The organism is Dysgonomonas gadei ATCC BAA-286, assembly GCF_000213555.1.
Classification (GTDB): domain Bacteria; phylum Bacteroidota; class Bacteroidia; order Bacteroidales; family Dysgonomonadaceae; genus Dysgonomonas; species Dysgonomonas gadei.
The window spans coordinates 27,192-49,098 of record NZ_GL891994.1 but is presented as its reverse complement, the minus strand read 5'-3'; the positions used below and the strand labels follow the sequence as shown (position 1 = coordinate 49,098).

Below are 21,907 nucleotides of genomic sequence, written 5' to 3'. Positions count from 1 at the left end.
CTCTCTCTCTCTCTCTCTCTCTCTCTCTCTCTCTCTCTCTCTCTCTCTCTCTCTCTCTCTCTCTCTCTCTAATAAAAATATGGTTAAGTGCCAAATTTTCAAAAGAAAAAGTGGATTTGTTTATCGATATATTTTGTGTGATTCTATGCATTAATTAAGATTTAAAGTATATTTTATACTTAGACTAATTGTCTTTTTTTCTAGTATTCGTTTTATTTATTTTTTGTTTGAAAATCGGAGGTTTAGGATTAATTAATGGGTTAAAATCGGGTTAAAACTCTAAAATAAACGTTAACCCTATTGTTTTTGATTTCAATAATTTAATTCAAATTGCTATTCAATAGATTGTAAAATAGCCATATATAGGGACTGTAATGAATTTTAATAACAGGCGTCTGCATAAAAAATAGTTAAATTTATGGTAATCGAAATCGTTTCTTTATATTATAAAAAAGGTTACGTCAATAATGGTATAATTTCATCCATTCAATTATATTCGATTGATTTATCAATAATATTATTCGTTGAATAAATGTAATTAGAGTAAGAAAAATAATGAGGAAATATCTGGTCAGAAAACATTAATATCTGCGCATTTTTACCTATGTGGATATTATAGAAGGGAGTCACTTTTCGAGATGTTCAAATCATACTGTAACCCCTTTACTGACTATATACGCAATTCATTATCTTCCGCTGACCGTCTTTCGAAATCCCTGCGTTACACTAAAAAACTAATAGTAATTGTTATGCTTTTATTAGATTCATTTAGAAATAGATAGGGTAAACGCACGAAATATGTGTTTTTATGCGGAAAGTTTATCTATACATTTTTTAGCCGATAGCCATTAGCTGTTGGCTGATAGCTCTTTGACAAGATGAATTAGCAAATTAGCATATTAGCAAATGAGTGAAATGGTGTAACCTTTGTTACCTTATCAAAGTAGTAAGTATTGAGTAATAAGTTGAAAGTTATATGAGATACAAGTAAACAAGACACGAGATACAAGTTGCTGACTGATGACTGTTCACTGTAAAGCCACTTATGCGATAGCCTAAGCTAACGGCGAATAGCTATCAGCTAAAAGCTGAAACATGTGTTACCTTTGTTACCTTTTTTAAGAGTTACAAATTACTGCGCCCTGCGGGCAGTTACAAGTTACGAGGGAAAAAACTAGCTCTGCTGACCGTTGGTTCTTAATTTTTCATTCTTAATTATTAATTGTTTTCTGTGTTACCTTTTAACGATATATAGTTAATGAAATAAAAAATGACAGGATGAAAATAGTAAAAAAGTTCTCAGAAGTGTCAGGTTTTAACTATATATAGTTAAAAAATGCAAATAAGATCGACGGTTAAAATTCCTGATTTTCGGGCGGTTGCCCTGAGTTATAAAAACAAGAAGGCTGAAATTAATAGAAACTACAAGTCCTTTCTTGAATTAAAGAATGGTTGTAAAAATAATCATCTGCATATAATGATTTACACCCCTTTGTTATCAATAGATAAAATTAATCCAGAGGATTTGAGGCAATATCTTGAAGAAAACATGTCGCTTATTGATGATAGCAGAAACGGAACTCACTTTCGTAAACTAATATGTCTCTATGATTATTTGAAATATCGTCTTGGTATATAAGTTTAGCCTTTCCCTTTCAATAATTAAAAATAAAAGTTTATGAAAAAAGTACATTCGAGATTTCGTTTTATTTACAGAGCGACCATGTGAACAGACAAGGCCTGTCGGTGATAATGATCCGCATCAGTATCGACAGGGAAATGAAACAGTTCTATTCGAAGACGGACGTAGGCGGCGAATTGTGGGCCGCGAAGAACAATCTGGCTAAGGGGCACGAACATACGCCCGTGAGGTAAATAAACAACTGGCAGATATAAGGTATCTGCTCCAGCAGCGTTATCTTTAAATTCTTTATTGGATGTATCTATTGATGCTGTCATAATAATGCAACAAAAATCTACATAAAGTACAAAATAGGATTAAGATTGATTGATTATTAATATTATTAACAATCAGCCAACTTAATCCTATTCATATAAGAAAAAAGTAGTGTGTATCTAATTTAAAATGGTTGTATGCTTTTAGTTTTCCAAACCGGGATTAGCTTCAATGGCATCTTTAGGTATCTGAATCGTATAACGGGGATCATCCTGCTGTAGAGTATATGTTTGCCCATTTATTTCTTTGATAATCTGAGGGCGTGTTGTACGGCGAAGGTCATACCAGCGGTGCCCTTCGAAAGCCAGTTCACGGGCTCTTTCAGCCAATATTTCTTCAATCAACTCCGATTTAGACATTGCATTTACGGCTGTTTCCTTCACGCTATAGCCTGCCGGATTATACCGCTTTTTCATAAGTTCCAGCAAACGTTTACGGGCTTGAGACAAGTCATCTTTATTTGCTGCAGCTTCGGCAGATGTAAGATAAAATTCGCCGACCCTGAATGTTTGCCGGTATTGTGTGTATCCTGTTTTTTTACTTGTATAATAGCCATCTTGGTTCGGGCCTTCAAAATAGAACCCAAAACGTAGGTCATCTACGTCGTACATATCAATAAATGTTGGAGTAAGGAAAGCTGTTCTGGTAACCTGCTGACTCGGAGTTAATTCCATTGCTGTAATAACTTCTCCACATGTGTACAAAGTAGGGACAACGGCATCGGCCGCATTCAAGTCTTCCAGATATGCCTGGCTTGCAATAACCTCTTCAGCCTTGTTATACGCATTTTCCCAATTACCAATATAGAGAGCTATTCTGGCATCGAAAGCAGCGACCGAAGTTGTGTTGAACCGGTATAGATATTTATTCTCATCCCATATTTTCACATTGATAAGCTGGCGGGCGAAAGACATATCATCCAGTATAGATTTGTAAACTTCTTCTACAGTATTTCTTGTCAGTACAGCTTCTAAATCATTATTTAATTTGAGAGGAACGGCTTTTGTTGTCAGCGCTCCGGGTTTAGTATAAGGCTGACCATAGAAGTTGACAAGTATGAAATGACAATAAGCACGCATCATATAAGCTTCGCCTGCTAGCTGATTTAGCTCTTCCTGTGAACCATCTTTTATTGTTTTGTCATTATATGCATCTATTATTTCATTAGCTATAAATATTGTGCTATAATAATCAATCCATCCTGTTGTATATGATGCGTCACTTGACGGACGGTCTATCCATATCTGCATATCGCCATAGTTATCCATATCAAATTCATCAGTCTCATTGACCTGCATCTCATCTGCACGGAATCCGACAACTCCTCTGTCACTAGGAAAGCCGCTATATGCTCCGGTGAGCAGAGCACGATACTCGTCCAATGTTTGCGGTATGACACTGCCAGTAGGTTTTATATCGAGGAAATCACCGCAGGATGACAATGCCAATATGCCGCTAAAGAATAGTAATTGTATTATATATTTCATAACAGTCATTAATTTGGATTATTAAAAATTGAAGTTCAAACTAAAAACAAATGATCGCGGAATGGGTGTTGCGAATTTATTCCCCATAGTTTCAGGATCTAAATAATTTTTGTAACTGGTCCCCCATACCAACAGATTGCGGGCTTCCAAAGCAACTGTCGCATTATTTATTGTTAGCTTCCGTGTTAATGCTTGTGGTATATTATAGGCTAAACGGACATTCTGCAGGCGGAAATAGTTTTGTTTCTTAACCCATATATCCAGGCTCCGGTAGATATCCTCCCGGGAATTGTACCAGTTGTATTCAAGACTGCGCGTAACACCATCCCAGATAGCCGGGAATTTTCCGTCAGGATTTTCGGGAGTCCATCTATCCAGTATGGAAGTATCGGTATTCTGCCCTATATGGGTAGAGTTGTTGCTGTAAGGCGGCCTGATTTGGACATGCGCCCCCAGATAATATGCTATATTGCATGATAACTCCCAGTTCTTATATGAGAATGTGTTCAGTATTCCACCTGTATATGGAGCATCTTTAGTTCCCATATATGAGTAAAATCCGCGTTCTTCAAGAGGTGTTACATCCGAGGAGGCCAGGCCTATTCCCCAAACATCCTGTAACTTATATAGTTCCTCTAAAGTAACTTTATTTCCCTGTTTGTCTACAAATAACGGAAGGCCATCTTCATCCAGCCCGTCTGTTTTCAGGGCGAATATTGCCCCTGCAGGATACCCTTCCCTACTTGGAAGGACATTTTGGTCGCCCACCTTTTCTTTCAGGACTTTGTTTTTATTATATGCGAAGTTAAGGTTTGTATACCATGAGAAATCTTTGGTTGTAATATTCTCAGTCCTTAAAGCAATCTCAATACCTTTATTAGTCATACTTGCCCAGTTAATGTTGGTGGAATAGAATCCTGTTTCGAGCGGAAGCATCTGGAAACCTATAAGGTCTGTACCTTTGCGGTAATAATAATCGACACTAAGATTTACTCTTTGTTTCAATACAGAAATATCTACACCGAGATTAACTGATTTTGTTTTCTCCCAACGTAACTTGTCATTCGGCGCACTGGCGATACTTATAATTTGCTCTGAGCCGTCAGGTAAAAGACTCCTAACCTCATATTTACCCAATAAATATGGCGATGTTTTTTTATCAATATTACCCTGAATACCATAAGAAGTTCTGATAGCCAGGTTATCCAGCCAATTTTTCTGGTTTTTCATAAATGGTTCTTCCATTACTCTCCACGACCCGCTTACGGAATAAAGAGGTAAATAACGGTATTTAGGATCTACTCCAAAAAGATCCGAACCATCGAAACGAATACTACCTCCCAGTATATAACGTTGTAATAAAGAGTAAGATGCAGTGGCAAAGAAAGAGGCATAGGCATTGACCTGTCTGATCCTTTGATACTGTCTGTATCTGGATAATTGCGCACTGGATGCATCCGGAAAAACAATCGGTTGAGTCGTTTCTGTTGACGAATTATATCCGAAACCGGCGCTATACAAAGTAGTATACCATGTTTTCCTGATTTCGCTACCGCCCATCACTTCTAATTCGTGTATGCCATTATAGGTATCCCTGTATTCGGCCATACCTTTCCATGCCACTTGTGAATTATCGTTCTCATTATTTCTGATGACACCTCCATCAGGCAGAAAAGATTTACCTCCTTTGAAGCTGTCCTGACGAAGTTCCCGCATTGTGAAAGATTCTTCTTCCGCAATCTGTTTTATCGATGTCTTGTCTGATTGTATTCCAAGCTGGGATGTCAATTTCAACCGGTCATTTAATAGCCTGAATTCCAAGTCCCAGATAATGTTTGACGAGGTAATATCTGTCTTGTTGCTTGTGTTTTCATATTCTTCGAATATATTAAACTTAAGACCTCTGTCGCTATCCTGCACGTTGTAATCATATGAATAATTTCCATTAGCATCATAAGGCTGTTGGTAAGGATTCGCTTTTCGGGAATACGATAGCGGATTTGCAATTCCGTATGTATCAGATAAATATGAGCTGTTGGTCCGACGATTGAGATGGATTGATAAGCCCGTTTTTACATGATTATTAAATTTATAATTGGTTTTACTCATTAAACTGAAACGATCGGACGAAACTTTTTCCACATTACCATTCTGGGAAGAATAGCTAAACGAGTTATAATACTGCATATTTTCACTTCCTCCTGATACACTTACATTGTATTCCTGATCGAATGTATCCCTGAAAAGAATATCGTTCCAGTCAGTATTGATTGCTCTCAGGTTATTAATTTCCTGCTGTACCTGTGAAGGAAGAGCGTTCCAGCCATTATTAAGGTAATCGTTTACCAGATTATTATTTTGTAATATTTGGTGGACGCCTCCCATTTTTTGCAGATAGTAATTATCATATCGTAGTAAATCCAGCTCGAGCCCTACTTTTTGATCGGCATTCATCAGATTCAGGCGGTCGATATTTCTTTTAGGAGAATAGGTTAATTTAGTAGATACATTCACTCTGGGCTTTCCTACCTTTCCTCTTTTCGTAGTAATAACGATTACACCATTTGCAGCGCGGGCTCCATAAATGGCAGTGGCTGCCACATCTTTAAGTATTGTTATACTTTCTATATCGGACGGGCTTAGTCCTGCAATAGATGATTGGCGGATATTATCAAGGTCGTTGTCATTCTCCAATTTCGGGATATCAGTACCTTCGAGAGGCATACCATCAAGAACCCACAACGGGTCTTGTGTACCGTTTAACGAAGCAATACCACGGATACGTAATTTTACAGGAGCTGTGGGTGAACCCGAAGTCAGCACGGAAGACAATCCGGCCACCTGTCCGGCCAGTGCCTGATCTATACTGTTTACAGTACCTACACTTTCGTCCGAAATAGACACGGTGGTAATAGCAGCCGTCAACTTTCTGCGTTCTATTGTCTGATAGCCGGTAACTACTACAGCATCGAGTGCGTTTCCGGACTCTTTCATCGTAATGGTAACAACCGCTTTATCGCGAATATCCACTTGCTGCGTTTCAAAGCCTATAAAAGCGCAGGTTAAATGTGTAATACCTTTGGGAACAGATAAAGTAAATTCACCTTCAGCATCGGCAATAGTTCCCATGTTATAGTTCGTAATCATTCCTTCTATCCCGGTTTTCTCTCCGATTGTATTTTTATCGATATATACCGATGCGCCCGGAAGCGGGGTTCCATCTTCGGCTAATACCTTACCTTTGATAAGTACAGTGTTTTGAGCCGAAAGTGTAATAGTGGAAATAATAAGAAGCAATAGTGTTAATAATCTCATTATTTTACAGTTTTTAGTTTTTACAACAATTAATTTACTTAACGTAAAGACTTGTCGATGCGTAGCAACATGTCTTCATAGTGATAGCGGGTAGCTTCGTCTGTAATGGTTAACCTTGATTTCATCAAACGTTCGATCCGGAGTAATGTTCCTCTTTTTATAGAGACTGATTCTGAAACCCGTTTAAGTCCGGAATAAAGTTTAATAGAGTTGAAGCTTTCATTTTCATTGTCCAAGCTTTTCTTCTCTTTAGTGACTTCGTTACGGTCAGCAGCTATAATAAGAGCGTCGATAAATGCTTTTTGTGTCGCTTTTTCAATTACATTTAACGGGCGGCCTTGTATTGTCGTTGAAAAAACAGCCTTGTACAGCTCTCCCAGCAGCTCAGTTGCCGTATAAGCCATTTTTCCGTTTTGAGCCTCATTATCAATCATCCTGTCGAGCCGTTCATCGTTTAATAAATCCCACAGGACGTATGATTGCGCGTTTGTATAGCTTACAAAGGGAGCATATTCCCTGTACCCTTCAGGGGATTCCTTTATGGGGTACACATAGTTGTAAAGATCGTCTCCGAACAACCATCCGGGATATGAAATAACGTTGTCAATCAAATATTGAACCGATCTCTTTTGTATATCGCGGGGAACATGTACATAGCTTTTGTTTCCATCGCCATAGACTGTACGGTTGACATACATACCTCCGACATTGGTCAATACATGATATGAGTACAGATGCCATTGCCCGATAATATCATTCATCAGTTTCCCGGCTTTGAGGTAATCGTCCCCTTCTTTTGTCGTCCATTTCAGAATTTCAGGAACGATACGTTTTAAATTTTTCAATCCATATTCACTGGCTTTTACAGCATCATCGCCTAAGTCTTCGCTCTGAGCCCTCGGGTCGACAGCTTCACGCATATCCTGTTGCGGAAGATAGTGATACTGCGAATTCTTATAGGCCTCCGCTACCATCGTTTTTAATCTGGGCAGTTCCTTATGTGGATCATTTTCCGGATAAAGACGGTATGCCCACTCAATGGCAAATTTGTCGTACACTCCTATCTTGGGTGTAATGGAGGTCACATTGTCTTCGGGTTGGGCGATATAATTAAAACGGGCATAATCCATAATAGAACTAGCCGTAGCCATTCTGGAGCAGAAAGATTCGCTGCGCAAAGAATCGACCGGATAAGAAAATGATGCGCCCATGTTATGTTTTAAACCTAAAGTATGTCCGATTTCATGAGAGGATATAAAACGAATAGCTTCTCCCATATGTTCATCATCGAACTTGTTGAGTCTCGATTTTTCATCTATGACACCGGTTTGTACACGCATCCAGGAATGTACGGCGGTCATTACATTATGCCACCAAATAACATCGGACTCTATAATCTCGCCCGAACGCGGATCAAATACCGATGGTCCCATTGCATTGGCCCTGTCCGATGCTGCATATGTTACCGCCGAATAACGGACATCGTCTATGTCAAAATCCGTTTCGTCGGTTACTTCTTTTGCAATGATTGCATTTTTAAATCCTGCGGCTTCAAATGTTTCCTGCCAATCGTAAACGCCCTGTATTATATGTTTTCGCCATTGTGCAGGCGTTGCCGGATCGATATAGAAAACGATTGGCTTGACAGGATCTGATAACTCTCCGCGAAAATAAGCTTCTTTATCTTTAGGCTCGAGACGCCAGCGTGTCACTACTTCTCTTTTTTCAAGTTCATGTTGTTCATCGCTAAAGTACCAGCGGGGGGTAGTAAAATATCCCACACGTGTATCTTCGAAACGCGGAGTCATCGGTGTTCCAGGCAATAATACAAGGTTGGATGTAACCTCTACGGTAAGATTGGCTTCTGTCTGGGCCCCCGGTATCTTGGTTGTTTGCATAGATTTAACAACGATGTTTTGCGGAAAGCTTTTCATCGTAGAGATATAAGAATAGTCTTTTATCGGACTGGTACCGATTCCTGTCATCCCAAACACATTGTTAAAGCTGGTTTTTGTTCCGTCATATACCTTATTAACCTTGACCAACACAGCAGTACTATCCTGGTTGTAAGCTTCTATATCGAATGACTCTAAAATAGACTTACCAAAGTTGCTGGCAACGCTTTCACTGATTTTAGTCAGGCCCGATACTTCAATAAATGGCTTATATTGTAAGGTATATACCTTTTTCTGATCTTTGTTTATTTCGAACTGAATAACTATACTTTCGAAATTCATGCCTTTATTGATTCCGGCATCATTAAAATTGGACGGTACCTGCGATATTTTGTTTACAATAAGGAAATCGCGCTTGGTAAGGCTGTCCGGAATAAGAAAATAGAAATCATTTTGTTTTTTATAGATAGGGAAAAGACCTGTGTCGCATGTCGCGCTATCTGTAATTTGTTTAAATTTATCCGTTTTTTCAACTTTTTCGGCAGGTTTTTCCTTCTCCTTCTTTTTCTTAAATGCTCCAACGTTAGCTTCTACTGTGAATGGTAAAAATAAAATAATAAAAAATAATAAAATTCTCATAAGACATAACTTTGGCTTAAAAGTAAGGAAGTAATATCTTCTGAGGAAAAAAAATGTAATGAATGACCGAAAATGGGTAGTGAATGGTGATTAATTACGAATATAATGCTAAGAAAGAAGAGGGATTTTAGCAAAATAATATCCATCTTGTATTTTGAATGTACATTTTGTTTTTGTTAAAATTGAATATCTTTTAATAAGATTATCTATACCCTTGCCGGAATAATCATCATCCTGTTCCCGCGGATTATAATTATTTGTAACGACGATAAATTCTCCTTCTGCATAAATACGGATATAAAGCGGTTCTTTATCTGATATCTTGGTATGCTTAATACAGTTTTCAACCAGTAATTGCAATGAAATAGGTAAAATCCTGTAAGTTAGTATCTCTTCAGATAATGTTATTTCCGTTACAATTTTATTCGCAAACCGGATTTTCTGCAAGTTGATATAATTCTCGGTAAACTCCAGTTCTTCTGCCAATGTAACAATGTTTTGATTTTCCTGTTTCAGCATGTATCTGTAGAGATTGGATAATGTAATTGCAAAATATTTGGCAACTTCCGCGTCTTTACTTATGAGTACGCGCAGGCTGCCGAGAGAGTTAAACAGGAAATGAGGATTCAGCCCGCTTTTCAACCTCTCTAATTCTGTAGATATCATGGTTTGCTTATGTTGTTCACTTTTAAGCAGGAGATTCATATTTTCCTGTTCGATTTGCCGACGGCGAACCGCCTCTTTTTGCCACCGATAAATTCCTAACCCAAAAACCACCAGAAATGAGAAGATTGCAAGTAAAGAAATGACCAGGAAATCATTTGCAGTCTTTTGTATTGAGTCACTTATACCCAAGTTAGGAAGATGAGCGGTAAATAACCACTGCTCATTGTCCGAATTATGTAGTTTGTAATAACTATATACGGGAAGGTCGAGGTAATCCGATTTTGTATTGATTATCGTGTCTTTCGGGTTTGATAAAAGGTACTTTTCATACTCCATATCCTGTTCCCGTATTACAGAGCCTATTTTCTTTTCGTCGGGATGGTAGAGATATATGCCTTTGTTTATGATCGTAATATATGCAGAGTTTCTAATAGGGGCTTCTGATATCCGTTTATGAAAATCTAATAAGTTGACCAGTAAACAAAGCCTTTCGGTTCGATTGACTGCAAGAGAGAATTTAAAAAACAACTGATTATCCTTATTATATATCTCGCGCCAAACTCCGGTAGAATATTCCTGTGGTACGTTAAGAGGTTCTAAAGTAATATTACTAATACTTGGATCAAGAGTTCTGATTTCTTCAACAATTTCCTGTAAAGTTTCTTTTTTATCGTTGTTTTCTAATACGACTTTGATAAGGGAGAGCTTATTATCATAGTCATCAAGCATATTTACAATTATCTGGATATTACTCAATGCGATATTTGTCGTCATAACGCCAACCTGTGTAACCGCTTCTTTTTTTACACTGTTATTTACATACCAGGCCGCCATAAAAAAGCATAAAAGAATAAATACACTTACCCAAAAGTATATACTGGAAAAAATGCCATCCGTTATCTTTCTAACCATTGTTTGAATTCTTTTATTTTTTCGGAACTGACAATAATCTCCTCCCCGGGTTCAGGGAATAATTTCACTTTTATCCGGTTCTTAGAATAAGGGGTAAAAGAAACGATGCTGTTGAAATTTATGATATAACGGCGGTTTAGTCTGAAAAACTCACGATTGTCCAGAATTTCTTCCAATTTATATAATGTGTTTTCATAAAAATATTTTTTTCCAGACTTTGTCATAGCAAAGAGGTAACGTCCTTCAGCCATAAAATAAGCTACATCTTCTATATTTACGGGAATTTGAGTTTTACCCAGATTGAGCATGATACGGCTCAGGTATTTTTTCTGAGGCAAAGATGTCTTATCTAAATAATCTAATAGATTGTCTAATCCGGTCGCAAAATTGCTTCTTGTTTCTTTATATTTATTTAGGGCTTGTCTAAGATCCTTATCGTCAATAGGCTTTAATAAGTATCCGATACTGTTTACCTGAAAAGCCCGGATGGCATACTGATCGTAAGCTGTAGTAAAAATGACCGGACTTTTTACTTTTACTTTGTCGAATATCGCGAAAGAACTGCCGTCACTTAAGTGAATGTCCAGAAAAATCAGGTCACACTCGTTTTGTTGCAGCCACTCTACTGTAGAAGCAACACTTTGCGTCTGCCCTGCTATCCTGATATTACTATCCATATCAAGTAGTTTCTCGACCAACTCCAGCGCAAGGAGATATTCATCTTCTACAATTAGTATATTCATTGGTGTTTATATTGTTACTTACAAATGACAAAAGTAATAAAAAATGGACCGATAGGCATTCTATCATTTATATTTCATCACTTACACTCATTGTTGTATTCATGTTTATTAACCATGTTTGGTTAAAATCGGACGAATTTGACATCTTTTTCTTTATTTCTTTACTGTTTTTTTGTGTTTATTGACTATATGTAGTTCAATAGATACAAAGGTAACACATTTTCCATTTTCCACTTTTTTTGATCGCTACCTCAATCCTTAAATATTGAATCTTTAAATTTTTACCATTCTTTCAAAGAACTCTTTTGATAAAGCGACTTGAACTTCCGGGATGAAATAAATAAAGGATATTTCAACGTATTTGATTTTAACCATATTGTTATTATGTCGTATAATATTTGTAACAAAAAAAATCTTCCTTTATACAAAAATATTCTATAATATTTACTCTATATCAGCACGATATTTACAAAAAGATCGGACATACTAGGTATTTAGCGGTGTTTCCGATTTTTTTATGTGCAGATATCAAAGCAAATATGAGGAAAAGAGAAACGTATTATAATTATGAAAAAACTAATATTGCTATTTGTTCTATTTGTTTCATTATCAGATACTTCAATGTATGCATGGGGGGAAAACGGTCACAGGATAATCGCACAGATTGCAGAGCAAAATCTTAGCAGGAAGTCTTACAAGGAAATTAAGAAATTATTAAATGGCTATCCGATGGCATATTCATCCGACTGGGCAGACCAGATACGGTCGGATACTACCGGCATATGGAAACATACATATGTATGGCATTATATCAATATTCCGTCCGATTTGGACAGATTGGAATTTCAGGAAGCTATAAAAGCCATTGAACAGGAAAATATATATAGTGAAATCCCAAAACTGGAAGCAATACTGAAAAACAAGAAAGCCTCCACCAAAGACAGATGTATCGCACTCAACTTCATCATACATCTTGTCGGCGACCTGCATCAGCCCATGCATATAGGGCGGGAAGAAGATTTGGGAGGTAACAGGATTACCGTAAAATGGTTCAGGGAAAACAGCAATATTCATGCCGTCTGGGATTCAAATCTGATTGATTTTGAACAATACAGCTATACTGAATATGCATCCATACTGGGCAACATTTCCAAATCGCAACAAAAACTGATACAGGAAGGTAATCTCTCCGACTGGCTTTTCGAAACTTACCTGTTAACCAACGAAATATATTCGTCTGTCCGGAGTGGTGATGAATTATCATATGGCTATTCATACAAATATAAACACGTAGTAGAGCTGCAATTACAACGTGCCGGCATCAGGCTCGCTCTCATTCTTAATAATTGTTTCTAATCTCAAATATGATACATATGAGTATAAAGATCAGGCTCATAATAATGAATTTCTTACAATTCTTTATTTGGGGATCGTGGCTCACCACATTGGGGGTGTATCTGGGTAATTCTTTGGGGTTTACAGGCAGCCAGACAGCCAGCGTATTTGCAACAATGGGTATTGCAGCTATCATTATGCCGGCTCTTATAGGGGTAATTGCAGATAAATGGATCAATGCCGAACGCTTGTTATGTATACTGCATATCGGAGGCGGTATTGTTCTATTCTTTTTATCCGGAACAACGGCTTTCGAGCACTTTTTCTGGCTTATGCTTTTATATAATTCCATGTACATGAGTACATTAGGATTAGCCAGTAGTCTTGCATATAATACGCTGAAATCCAATGGGCTGGACATAGTCAAATCTTTTCCGCCAATCAGGGTATGGGGAACTGTCGGCTTTATCGGCGCAATGTGGATGGTTGACATATGCTGGTGGACAACATCGAAACAACAAATATATCTGGCAGGCGCGGCTTCTTTATTATATGGTATTTATGCGCTCTCCTTACCAAAATACCGGAGGGAATATTCTTCGGAAAATGTGTCCGTAAAGAATATATCAGGAGTGGATGCCCTGCATTTATTCAGGGAAAGAAAAATGGCAATATTTTTTATCTTTTCCATGCTGATCGGCTCGGCCCTGCAAATAACAAATACGTTCGGACAACCGTTTCTAACGGACTTTTCTTTGGCGGGCGCTTATTCGGATTCATTTACTGTCAGGCATCCCGGTATATTGACTTCCATCTCCCAGATTTCAGAAGCCTTATTTATACTTGCCATACCTTTCTTTCTGAGGAAGTATGGTATTAAAACCGTCATGTTGATAAGTATCGGAGGATGGATGCTCCGCTTCGGCTTTTTTTGTATAGGAAACCCCGGAAGTGGTTTTATATTTCTCATTCTCTCCATGATTGTATATGGGCTGGCCTTCGATTTTTTTCTAGATTTCAGGCTCCCTTTTTATCGAACAGCAAGTAAATCCTTCGATCAGGATAAGTGCACAGGGAGTTTTTATTTTCATGACGAATGGTGTCGGCACGATAATAGGGACTAAACTGAGCGGATGGGTAGTAGATTATTTCACGGATGCGAACGGATATCGTAGTTGGGAAAATATTTGGTTTGTCTTTGCCGGATATGCACTTGTTTTAGGAATATTGTTTTTGATATTATTCAATCCGAAGAAATCAATATAGGATTATTACGCAACTTTAACATCTGTTTGAGTTATAACGGAGATTTGACTATTATAAGCGTAGTGTTTCGGTGTAGCCAACAGAAGGAGGCCGCCGCAGCGCGAAGTTTCTGCCCCTTACCTCTAAAATGTTAAAATTTTGTATGGATAGAAATTCCGTTTATCTATAAAGAAACTAATTAGCAGATTAGCGAATTGGCAAATTAATAAATTAATTTATTATGGCAAAGTACAGTACGGAATTGACAGAAAAGATTGTAAGCCTGCTTGAAGACGAGTTTTTCACCGTGTCGCAGGCATGTAAGGCAACAGGCATCAGCCGTGAGACATATTATTGCTGGATGAATACCAGAGGTGATTTCCGCAACGAAGTGGAACAGGCGGTAGCGCGCCGCGAAGCGGAACTGATGACGATGGTGCATGCTTCGCTGAAAAAGAAACTTGAAGGATATTACACCACGGTAGAAAAAGACATCTATGTCCCCGATGGGTATACAGGCGAACTTGTTTTCAAGCAAAAGACAGTTACAAAAAAAGAATGTCCGCCTGACCTTCGCACGATAAAGATGCTGCTGGACAGGCAGGATAAGAGCCGGCAAGGCGGGGAGAAAGCCGCTAAAGAAAGCACAATGAAGGATGAAGTCGGAACTCTGGAAAAAATAGAAGAAGCAGATAATAGTATAGATCAAAAACAGGTGGAAGAAATATTGGAAACCTGCGCGGAGACCATCACAGAGTTTCCCCCGAAAAACGAACATACAAAAAAGGATATGCAGGTACTTACATCTTCACAGAAAAGAAAAGCCGAACACAAAAAGAAGAAAAATATGACAACCGAAAAAATTAAGAAAACTGTCAGATGTGTCAGGTTTTAACAAAAACAGATAAGTGATATAATTCAAACAGCTTCTAATATCTGTTTGAGTTACAACTTTGCAAAAACGTAACTTTTAGTTAGGCATAAAGAAACTCTTTTCCTATTGCTTTGTGCCAAACTAAAACAGGCAAACTATATGAAAAGAATTATTTTATTATTGTTAATCATTTCAGGTATAAATTACTTTGCATCTGCTCAGGTTACCACATCATCAATAAGTGGGAAGGTGACCGATACGAACAACGAAACCGTGATTGGCGCTACAGTCCGGGCTGTCCACGAACCATCAGGAACTTTCTACGGCGGAGTCACAAATACAGATGGCCGTTATACGATTCAGGGTATGCGTGCCGGAGGGCCTTACAAAGTGGAAATTTCTTATGTCGGGGAAGAAACGGCTATTTTTACCGGAATAATTCTGAAATTAGGAGAAACAACAGATATTTCAACAAAATTAGAGGAATCATCCGAATTATTGAACGAAGTTACGGTGATAGGCAGGGCAGGTATCGATGCCAATAAGACCGGCGCGGCTATGAGTATGAATTCGGATCAGATCAGCCGTATGCCTTCTATCTCCAGCAGCATTGCAGACGTCATTCGCCTGAATCCGCAAATCAGTATAAGCAATAGCGGTGCAATGTCTTTTGCCGGGATTAATAACCGTTACAATAGTTTTCAGATTGACGGGGCGATGAATAACGATGTTTTCGGTCTTACAAGCAACGGCTCCAATGGCGGGCAGGCAGGAACTCAACCCGTATCTATGGAAACAATCGAACAAATCCAGATAAACGTCGCACCTTTTGATATCCGCCAATCGGGATTCACAGGTGGAGCCATCAATGCCATTACAAAATCGGGAACCAATACCTTCCATGGTTCAGCCTATAATTTTGGCAACAACCAGGACCTGATAGGTAAGAAATATACCCTGATGAACGGGGAAACCAGTGAAAAATATAATACGCAGAGTGAGTACAGAAGAGGTTTTACATTGGGCGGTCCTATTATTAAAAATAAGCTCTTCTTCTTTACCAACTATGAGAAGTCAAATAAAAAATATCCGGATGCATATGGTCCGGGCGCGGCTGCTTCAAAGATTGATGCGGCAAAAGCGAAAAGTATACTCGATAAAATAAAAGAAATGGCTCAGGCACAGGGAGTGACCTACAATGGAGGCTTCGAGGGTTCGGATGTGTATACAAAATCCGATAAGGCAAGCGCTAAGCTGGACTGGAACGTCAGTGATATGCATAAAGCGTCTTTTCGCTGGAGTATGGTTTCGGCCAAACAGTTGAACATGACCAGTACGGCCTCCAATCTCAATACTTCGGATTATGCCTATGACTTTATTTCCAAAACCAACTCGTTTATCGCCGAATTGCAAAGCCGCATTTCAGATAATATAAACAATGAGTTCCGCGCGTCTTATGTGCGTGTGCGCGACCAACGCGACCCGGGCACTCCATTCCCGATGATCAGTATTGCAAATGTGGGCGGTACGGTCAATATTGGTAATGAACGTTCTTCTATGGCCAACCGTCTCGACCAGGATATCTGGTCGTTCACCGACAACCTGACTTTGTACAAGGGTGACCACACTCTTACATTCGGTACGCATAACGAATTTTCCCGTTTTGCCAACTTGTTTATCCAGGATGCTTACGGTACATATTATTATAGCAGTATGGACGACTTCCTCGCGAATAAAATCAATCAGTACCGTTTTTCCCAAGCCAATGTTGAAGTGACCGGCGATCCCCGCTGGGAAGCTGCCTTTAATGTCGGACAGCTTGGCTTTTACGCACAGGATAAATGGAATGTCACAGATAAACTGGATCTTACGATGGGCCTCCGCATAGATATTCCTCTGTTTTTTGATTCCCCGGCTGAAAACAAAGGATTTAACGAATATGCCGCGTCTAAAGGCTGGGACTATAAAACAAATAGTAAATTGAGTAGCACGCCGATGTTCTCTCCTCGACTGGGCTTCCGTTATAATATAGATGACAACAATAAATATATTCTCAGGGGCGGGGCGGGCATATTTACAGGCCGTATTCCTTTCGTATGGCTAAGTAATAATTTTTCGAATACCGGCATACAGTTGTCTACATATAATGTCAATGCGCCTCAAGGCTTATCATTGATCCTCGACCCGAATAAACAATCGGCAAATGTGGACAAGCTGACCGCATCCGGCAGCCAGCTCATTAACGTCTTTTCTAAAGATTTCAAATTTGCACAGAACCTTCGTTTTAACTTAGGACTGGATTTCGAATTGGGTGGTATCGACTGGACTGCTGAGGCCATCTATTCAAAAACGCTGAATGATATTCTTTACCAGAATCTGGCTTATGACCAGAACGGAAAAACTTTGGGTGAAACTGTTTCCGCCCTGAGCTTTGACCAACGCCCCATGTTTCAAAGGGTGACTACCGGAACCGATTATTCGTTAATCTATGCTTTATCGAATACCAACAAAGGCTACTCTTACAACCTGTCATTAAAGGGTGAGAAAAAGTTCGACTTTGGGTTAGAACTCATGGCGTCTTATGCATATACCCGTTCCAAATCGCTTAACAGCGGTACTTCTTCCGTAGCCCAATCGAATTGGGCTTATAACTATACACGTGGTAATTCAAACGATCCTGAACTGGGATTCTCTGCGTTTAATTTTCCACATCGTATCAATGCCTCAATATTTTATCATAAAGAATACGGTAATACCGGCTGCAACTCATGGACAACTACTGTAGGCTTGATTTATACAGGTTCATCGGGGGCTCCTTATTCGATATATTATAACGGAGACCTGAATGGCGACAGCTCTACCGGAAATGACCTGATCTTTATTCCCACTGATGCGCAAATCGACCAAATGCCGTTCAAGGCTGCTACCGATTATACTATAGATGCACAGAAAGCAAGCCTGAAAGCCTGGATTGCCAATGATCCTTATCTAAGTAAACATCGTGGAGAGTACTTTGAACGTTACGCAGATAATGAGGATTTCGAACATCATTTTGATTTTCACATTGCACAGAAACTCAATTTCAATGTATGCAACAAAGTTCATTCGCTTGAGCTTTCATTTGATATGCTGAATATCGGAAACCTCTTTAACAAAGAATGGGGTCGCTATGCTTCTGCCACCGGCTCGGCAACATATTACAGCCCGATTAACTATAGCGGCGGAACTTTTCAGTTCTTACATAACTCCGATTACAATATGCGCTCGTATAGCGATTATTATTCCCGTTGGAGAGGGCAGGTCGGCTTAAAGTATATATTCTAAGGAAACTTTTTTCATACACGCATTTTCTTTCAGGCATTGTTATTAAATTGCAATGCCTGATTTTCATTACAAATAATATCTATATATGAAATCTTATTTCTCCAAAATTCTACTTTTTTTATTATTACTTCCTATAACTCAATTTTCAATTGCCGGTAATGGAAAAACAAATAATAAAAATTATACTGTCATAGTCTCATTAGACGGGTTCAGATGGGATTATCCTCGCTTGCACCGTACTCCGAACCTGAATGAAATAGCCCGCAGAGGAGTCAGCGCGATAATGCGGCCCTCTTATCCATCCTCTACTTTTCCAAATCATTATACGTTAGTGACCGGCCTTGTTCCCGATCATCATGGCATAGTCAACAACTCGTTTTGGGATAGGAAAAACGGACGGCAATACAGTATTGGGGATTCCCTTACGCGCAACAATCCTGACTACTATAAAGGAGAGCCTATCTGGGTTACCGCCGAAAAGCAAGGCGTTACCGCCGGCAGCCTGTATTGGGTCGGTTCTGATATAGATATAAGAGGCATGTATCCCACATATTATAAAGTCTGGGCAAAAGAACCCCGCCTGAGTTTTGCCGAACGAATCGATACAGCACTCGTATGGCTTAATAAGCCTGAAAAAGAACGCCCCCGCCTGATCACATTGTATATGGAAGAACCGGATGGAGCAGGCCATCGCTCAGGGCCTCATGGGAATGAAACGCATGCGATAGTGCAGACAATGGATAGCCTTATCGGCGTGCTGATGAAGGGTATTGAGGCACTGCCATTTTCAAGCCAGGTGAATCTGATTGTAACATCGGATCATGGGATGACTGACATTTCATCCGAACGCTTTATAAATACGAATGACTATCTCAGGCCTGAGTGGTATAACCATATTGTAGGGTCGAACCCATCATCTATATTCTGTAATGAAAATTATCGGGATTCAATCTATAATGCGTTATCCGGGATAGATCATATCCGTGTTTTCAGAAAAGAGGATATACCGGCCCGGCTCAATTACGGAACAAATGAGAATATAGGCGATTTAATAGTGATTGCCGATTGTGGGTGGCAGTTTGGCTTCAATTCTTCACGTGCAAAAGGCGCACATGGGTACGATACAGCTTGTAGCGATATGCATGTTATATTCTTTGCCTATGGGCCTAACTTCAAGAAGAACTATAAAGGAAAAATCTTTGACAATACGGCTCTTTATTCATTAATGGCTGTCTTACTGGGAATAGAACCTGCCATAACTGATGGCGATATCAAGCAGATAACTCAGTTTCTTAAAAGATAATTCAAATAAGCTCTGTTATATCTAGTTTGATGCGGCTATATGTTGGATACTTTTCCGGATACAGTTTTTGTTATCGGTTCGGTTTCTCTTACCTTATCTTAATAAAGGTAATCTGGGAATCTGTTAAATCCTCTATAAGTTTGTTTTAAAATCAATATAGACCCTGCTATTTATGGTAAAGTTCCTTTAAAAGAATAAAGCATCATTGCTTATAAATCTTCATAACAAAACCGCCCCCTGGAGCCATTGGAACAGATAATTTTCTACTTGCCGGTATGTCTGTGACTTCACGTTTATAATCGCGACCCACACGATCAGCATTGATCCCATCTTTGAATATTTCGGCTTTGAAATCTCCATCGCCCAGAAATGAAAGATCGAGATTCTCTGTTCTTGCATTCCAATCGGTCATAGAACCTACATACCAGATATTACTTTTCTGGCGGGCAATGGTGACATATTCCGATACCTTACCGTTCAGCGGAATTGTCTTATCCCAGATGGTTGGTATATCTGCTATAAAACGAGTACATTCTTCTTCTTTCATATAGTTTGTAGGAGCATCACACATCATAATTATCGGGGAGTCGAATATAATGTATGCTGCTAACTGACGGCATCGAGTCCCCTGACTCATAGGTTCCTTATATATAGCAGCAAAATTTTCTTTGGTTCTGTTATCCATAGCCCCCTGGGTATAGTCCAAAGGTCCTGCTACCATACGTATAAATGGCATAGTAACATCATAGGTAACCATATCTGTTTCTTTTTTAGCCCATTTCAATTCTTCCAGACCAAATACTCCTTCAAAATTAATTACATTAGGATAAGTACGTTGGAGGCCAGTAGGTTTGTAGGTACCATGAAAGTCCAGCAGAAGTTTATACTTTGCAGTAGCCTGGGCAGCACGATGATGAAAATCGACCATTAATTGATCGTCGCGGTCCATGAAATCGAGCTTGAAGCCCTTTACACCCATTGCTGCATAATGCCTGCAAACCTCATCCATATTCTTAGCAAAAGCGTAATAGCCTGCCCAAAGGATAATATCTACGTTTTTACTTTTGGCATAACGGATTATCTCTTCCAAGTCAATTTCGGGAACGATAAGGAGCAGATCAGCTTTCTCGGCAACAGACCAGCCTTCGTCCAATATAACATATTCGAGTCCATATTCAGATGCAAAGTCTATATAGTATTTGTATGTCTCTGTATTGATGCCGGCATGGAAATCGACATTGTATATATTCCAGTCGTTCCACCAGTCCCATGCAACTTTTCCGGGTTTAATCCATGAATAGTCTGTAAATTGAGCCGGTGTGGCCAGTTTATATATCATATCATTGTTAACCAATTCAAAATCGTTCTCCGACACTGCTATTACACGCCAGGGAAAGTTTGTCGCCCCCTCGTGTTTTGCAATATAAGACTCTCTTTCTTTCACTACTCCTTTCAATCCTCTGACCTCTTGCTTGATGACTTTTGGATAGGCCGCAAATATTCCTTCCAAAGATGTATTACCTTCTTTATTATGCAGGTACATTCCCGGATAGTTGAGCAGGTCGGCTTCCGTGATACAGACCTTTTTGTTGTTGGCACACTCAACCAACACGGGTGCAAAAGCTATCTCACCTTTCTTCCATTCCGAAAGAGGGATGTGCACGTAAGTACTTTGGAATGCACTGTAAAAAGGATCAGTAACTCCATCATTTTTACGCCCTTTGGCATAAGGTGCATATATTTTGTTGTCGGTCGGAAAATTGAATGTCACTTGCTCCGATTCTACCATAAAGGCCTTTTTTGCCGTAGATACAAACCGGTAAGCTACCCCGTCGTCATAAGCCCTGAAAATAAGATTGTAATTTCCTTTAAATTGCAAGGTGAGTTCGTTGTAATTATCTACAATCTCATTTTTCCGGTATAGAGGCGGATGAATAACTCCAGAATAAGATCTTGTATTAGATTTAGCCAGTTTAGGGTTTATCCCGAAGGGTTCCATATTGGTAAAAGTCATGGAGATAGGGGATTTGTCTATCAGAAGGTCTTTTTCGTGCCTGACGCAGTATTCCACATTTTCTTTGTTTATGACAACCGATATTTCCAATTTTTTATTTGGGGACTTTACCGAAAATTCTTTCTGTGCGTTTATCGTTTGGGCAAAAGCGATGCCCGACAATGCAATAATGCATAGTTGCAAAATCTTTCTCATATC

Annotated in this window: 11 protein-coding genes and 1 pseudogene; 6 read left to right on the top strand and 6 right to left on the bottom strand. The window is 39.1% G+C overall.

What is annotated here, in order from left to right; translation table 11 throughout:
- Positions 1-1,668: 1,668 nt before the first annotated feature.
- Positions 1,669-1,875 carry a hypothetical protein gene (locus HMPREF9455_RS21485; protein ID WP_472925182.1) on the top strand — a complete coding sequence of 69 codons (207 nt, stop codon included), beginning with the start codon at positions 1,669-1,671 and terminating at the stop codon, positions 1,873-1,875.
- Between the two features lie 225 nt (positions 1,876-2,100).
- Here HMPREF9455_RS21485 and HMPREF9455_RS19810 read toward each other — a convergent pair whose 3' ends face one another.
- The 5 genes from HMPREF9455_RS19810 to HMPREF9455_RS19790 form a co-directional block, all read right to left on the bottom strand.
- Entirely contained in the window at positions 2,101-3,444 is a 1,344-nt protein-coding gene (locus HMPREF9455_RS19810; protein ID WP_044216885.1) for a RagB/SusD family nutrient uptake outer membrane protein, read from the bottom strand.
- Positions 3,445-3,465: 21 nt separating this feature from the next.
- On the bottom strand, positions 3,466-6,759 hold the full coding sequence (locus tag HMPREF9455_RS19805) for a SusC/RagA family TonB-linked outer membrane protein (RefSeq protein ID WP_006801542.1): 3,294 nt from the start codon (positions 6,757-6,759) through the stop codon (positions 3,466-3,468).
- A 38-nt stretch (positions 6,760-6,797) separates the two neighbouring features.
- Positions 6,798-9,293, bottom strand: a complete 2,496-nt coding sequence (locus HMPREF9455_RS19800; protein ID WP_006801541.1) for a zinc-dependent metalloprotease — start codon at positions 9,291-9,293, stop codon at positions 6,798-6,800.
- 108 nt (positions 9,294-9,401) lie between these two features.
- A complete protein-coding gene (locus HMPREF9455_RS20870; RefSeq protein ID WP_006801540.1) occupies positions 9,402-10,871 on the bottom strand; it encodes a sensor histidine kinase in 1,470 nt (489 codons plus the stop codon).
- Positions 10,856-11,614, bottom strand: coding sequence for a LytR/AlgR family response regulator transcription factor (locus HMPREF9455_RS19790; protein WP_006801539.1), 759 nt, complete (start codon positions 11,612-11,614; stop codon positions 10,856-10,858). Before HMPREF9455_RS19790 ends, HMPREF9455_RS20870 begins: the two co-directional genes overlap by 16 nt.
- A gap of 567 nt (positions 11,615-12,181) precedes the next feature.
- On the opposite strand from HMPREF9455_RS19790, the gene HMPREF9455_RS19785 reads away from it, so the two are divergent.
- The 5 genes and pseudogenes from HMPREF9455_RS19785 to HMPREF9455_RS19765 all read left to right on the top strand — a co-directional run bounded on the left by HMPREF9455_RS19785 (position 12,182) and on the right by HMPREF9455_RS19765 (position 19,695).
- The gene (locus HMPREF9455_RS19785; protein WP_006801538.1) at positions 12,182-12,970 is read left to right on the top strand and encodes a S1/P1 nuclease; all 789 of its coding nucleotides are present in this window, start codon (positions 12,182-12,184) and stop codon (positions 12,968-12,970) included.
- Between the two features lie 17 nt (positions 12,971-12,987).
- Positions 12,988-14,215: pseudogene (locus tag HMPREF9455_RS19780) on the top strand (nucleoside permease).
- 220 nt (positions 14,216-14,435) lie between these two features.
- Complete coding sequence (locus HMPREF9455_RS20865) at positions 14,436-15,089, top strand: helix-turn-helix transcriptional regulator (protein ID WP_006801536.1); 654 nt, start codon at positions 14,436-14,438, stop codon at positions 15,087-15,089.
- A gap of 138 nt (positions 15,090-15,227) precedes the next feature.
- Positions 15,228-18,392: a TonB-dependent receptor gene (locus HMPREF9455_RS19770; RefSeq protein ID WP_006801535.1), complete on the top strand. Its 3,165-nt coding sequence runs from the start codon at positions 15,228-15,230 to the stop codon at positions 18,390-18,392.
- An 85-nt stretch (positions 18,393-18,477) separates the two neighbouring features.
- Positions 18,478-19,695 carry an alkaline phosphatase family protein gene (locus tag HMPREF9455_RS19765; protein WP_006801534.1) on the top strand — a complete coding sequence of 406 codons (1,218 nt, stop codon included), beginning with the start codon at positions 18,478-18,480 and terminating at the stop codon, positions 19,693-19,695.
- A gap of 202 nt (positions 19,696-19,897) precedes the next feature.
- On the opposite strand, the gene HMPREF9455_RS19760 is transcribed toward HMPREF9455_RS19765, so the two are convergent.
- Positions 19,898-21,904, bottom strand: coding sequence for a retaining alpha-galactosidase (locus tag HMPREF9455_RS19760; protein ID WP_006801533.1), 2,007 nt, complete (start codon positions 21,902-21,904; stop codon positions 19,898-19,900).
- Positions 21,905-21,907 lie beyond the last annotated feature (3 nt).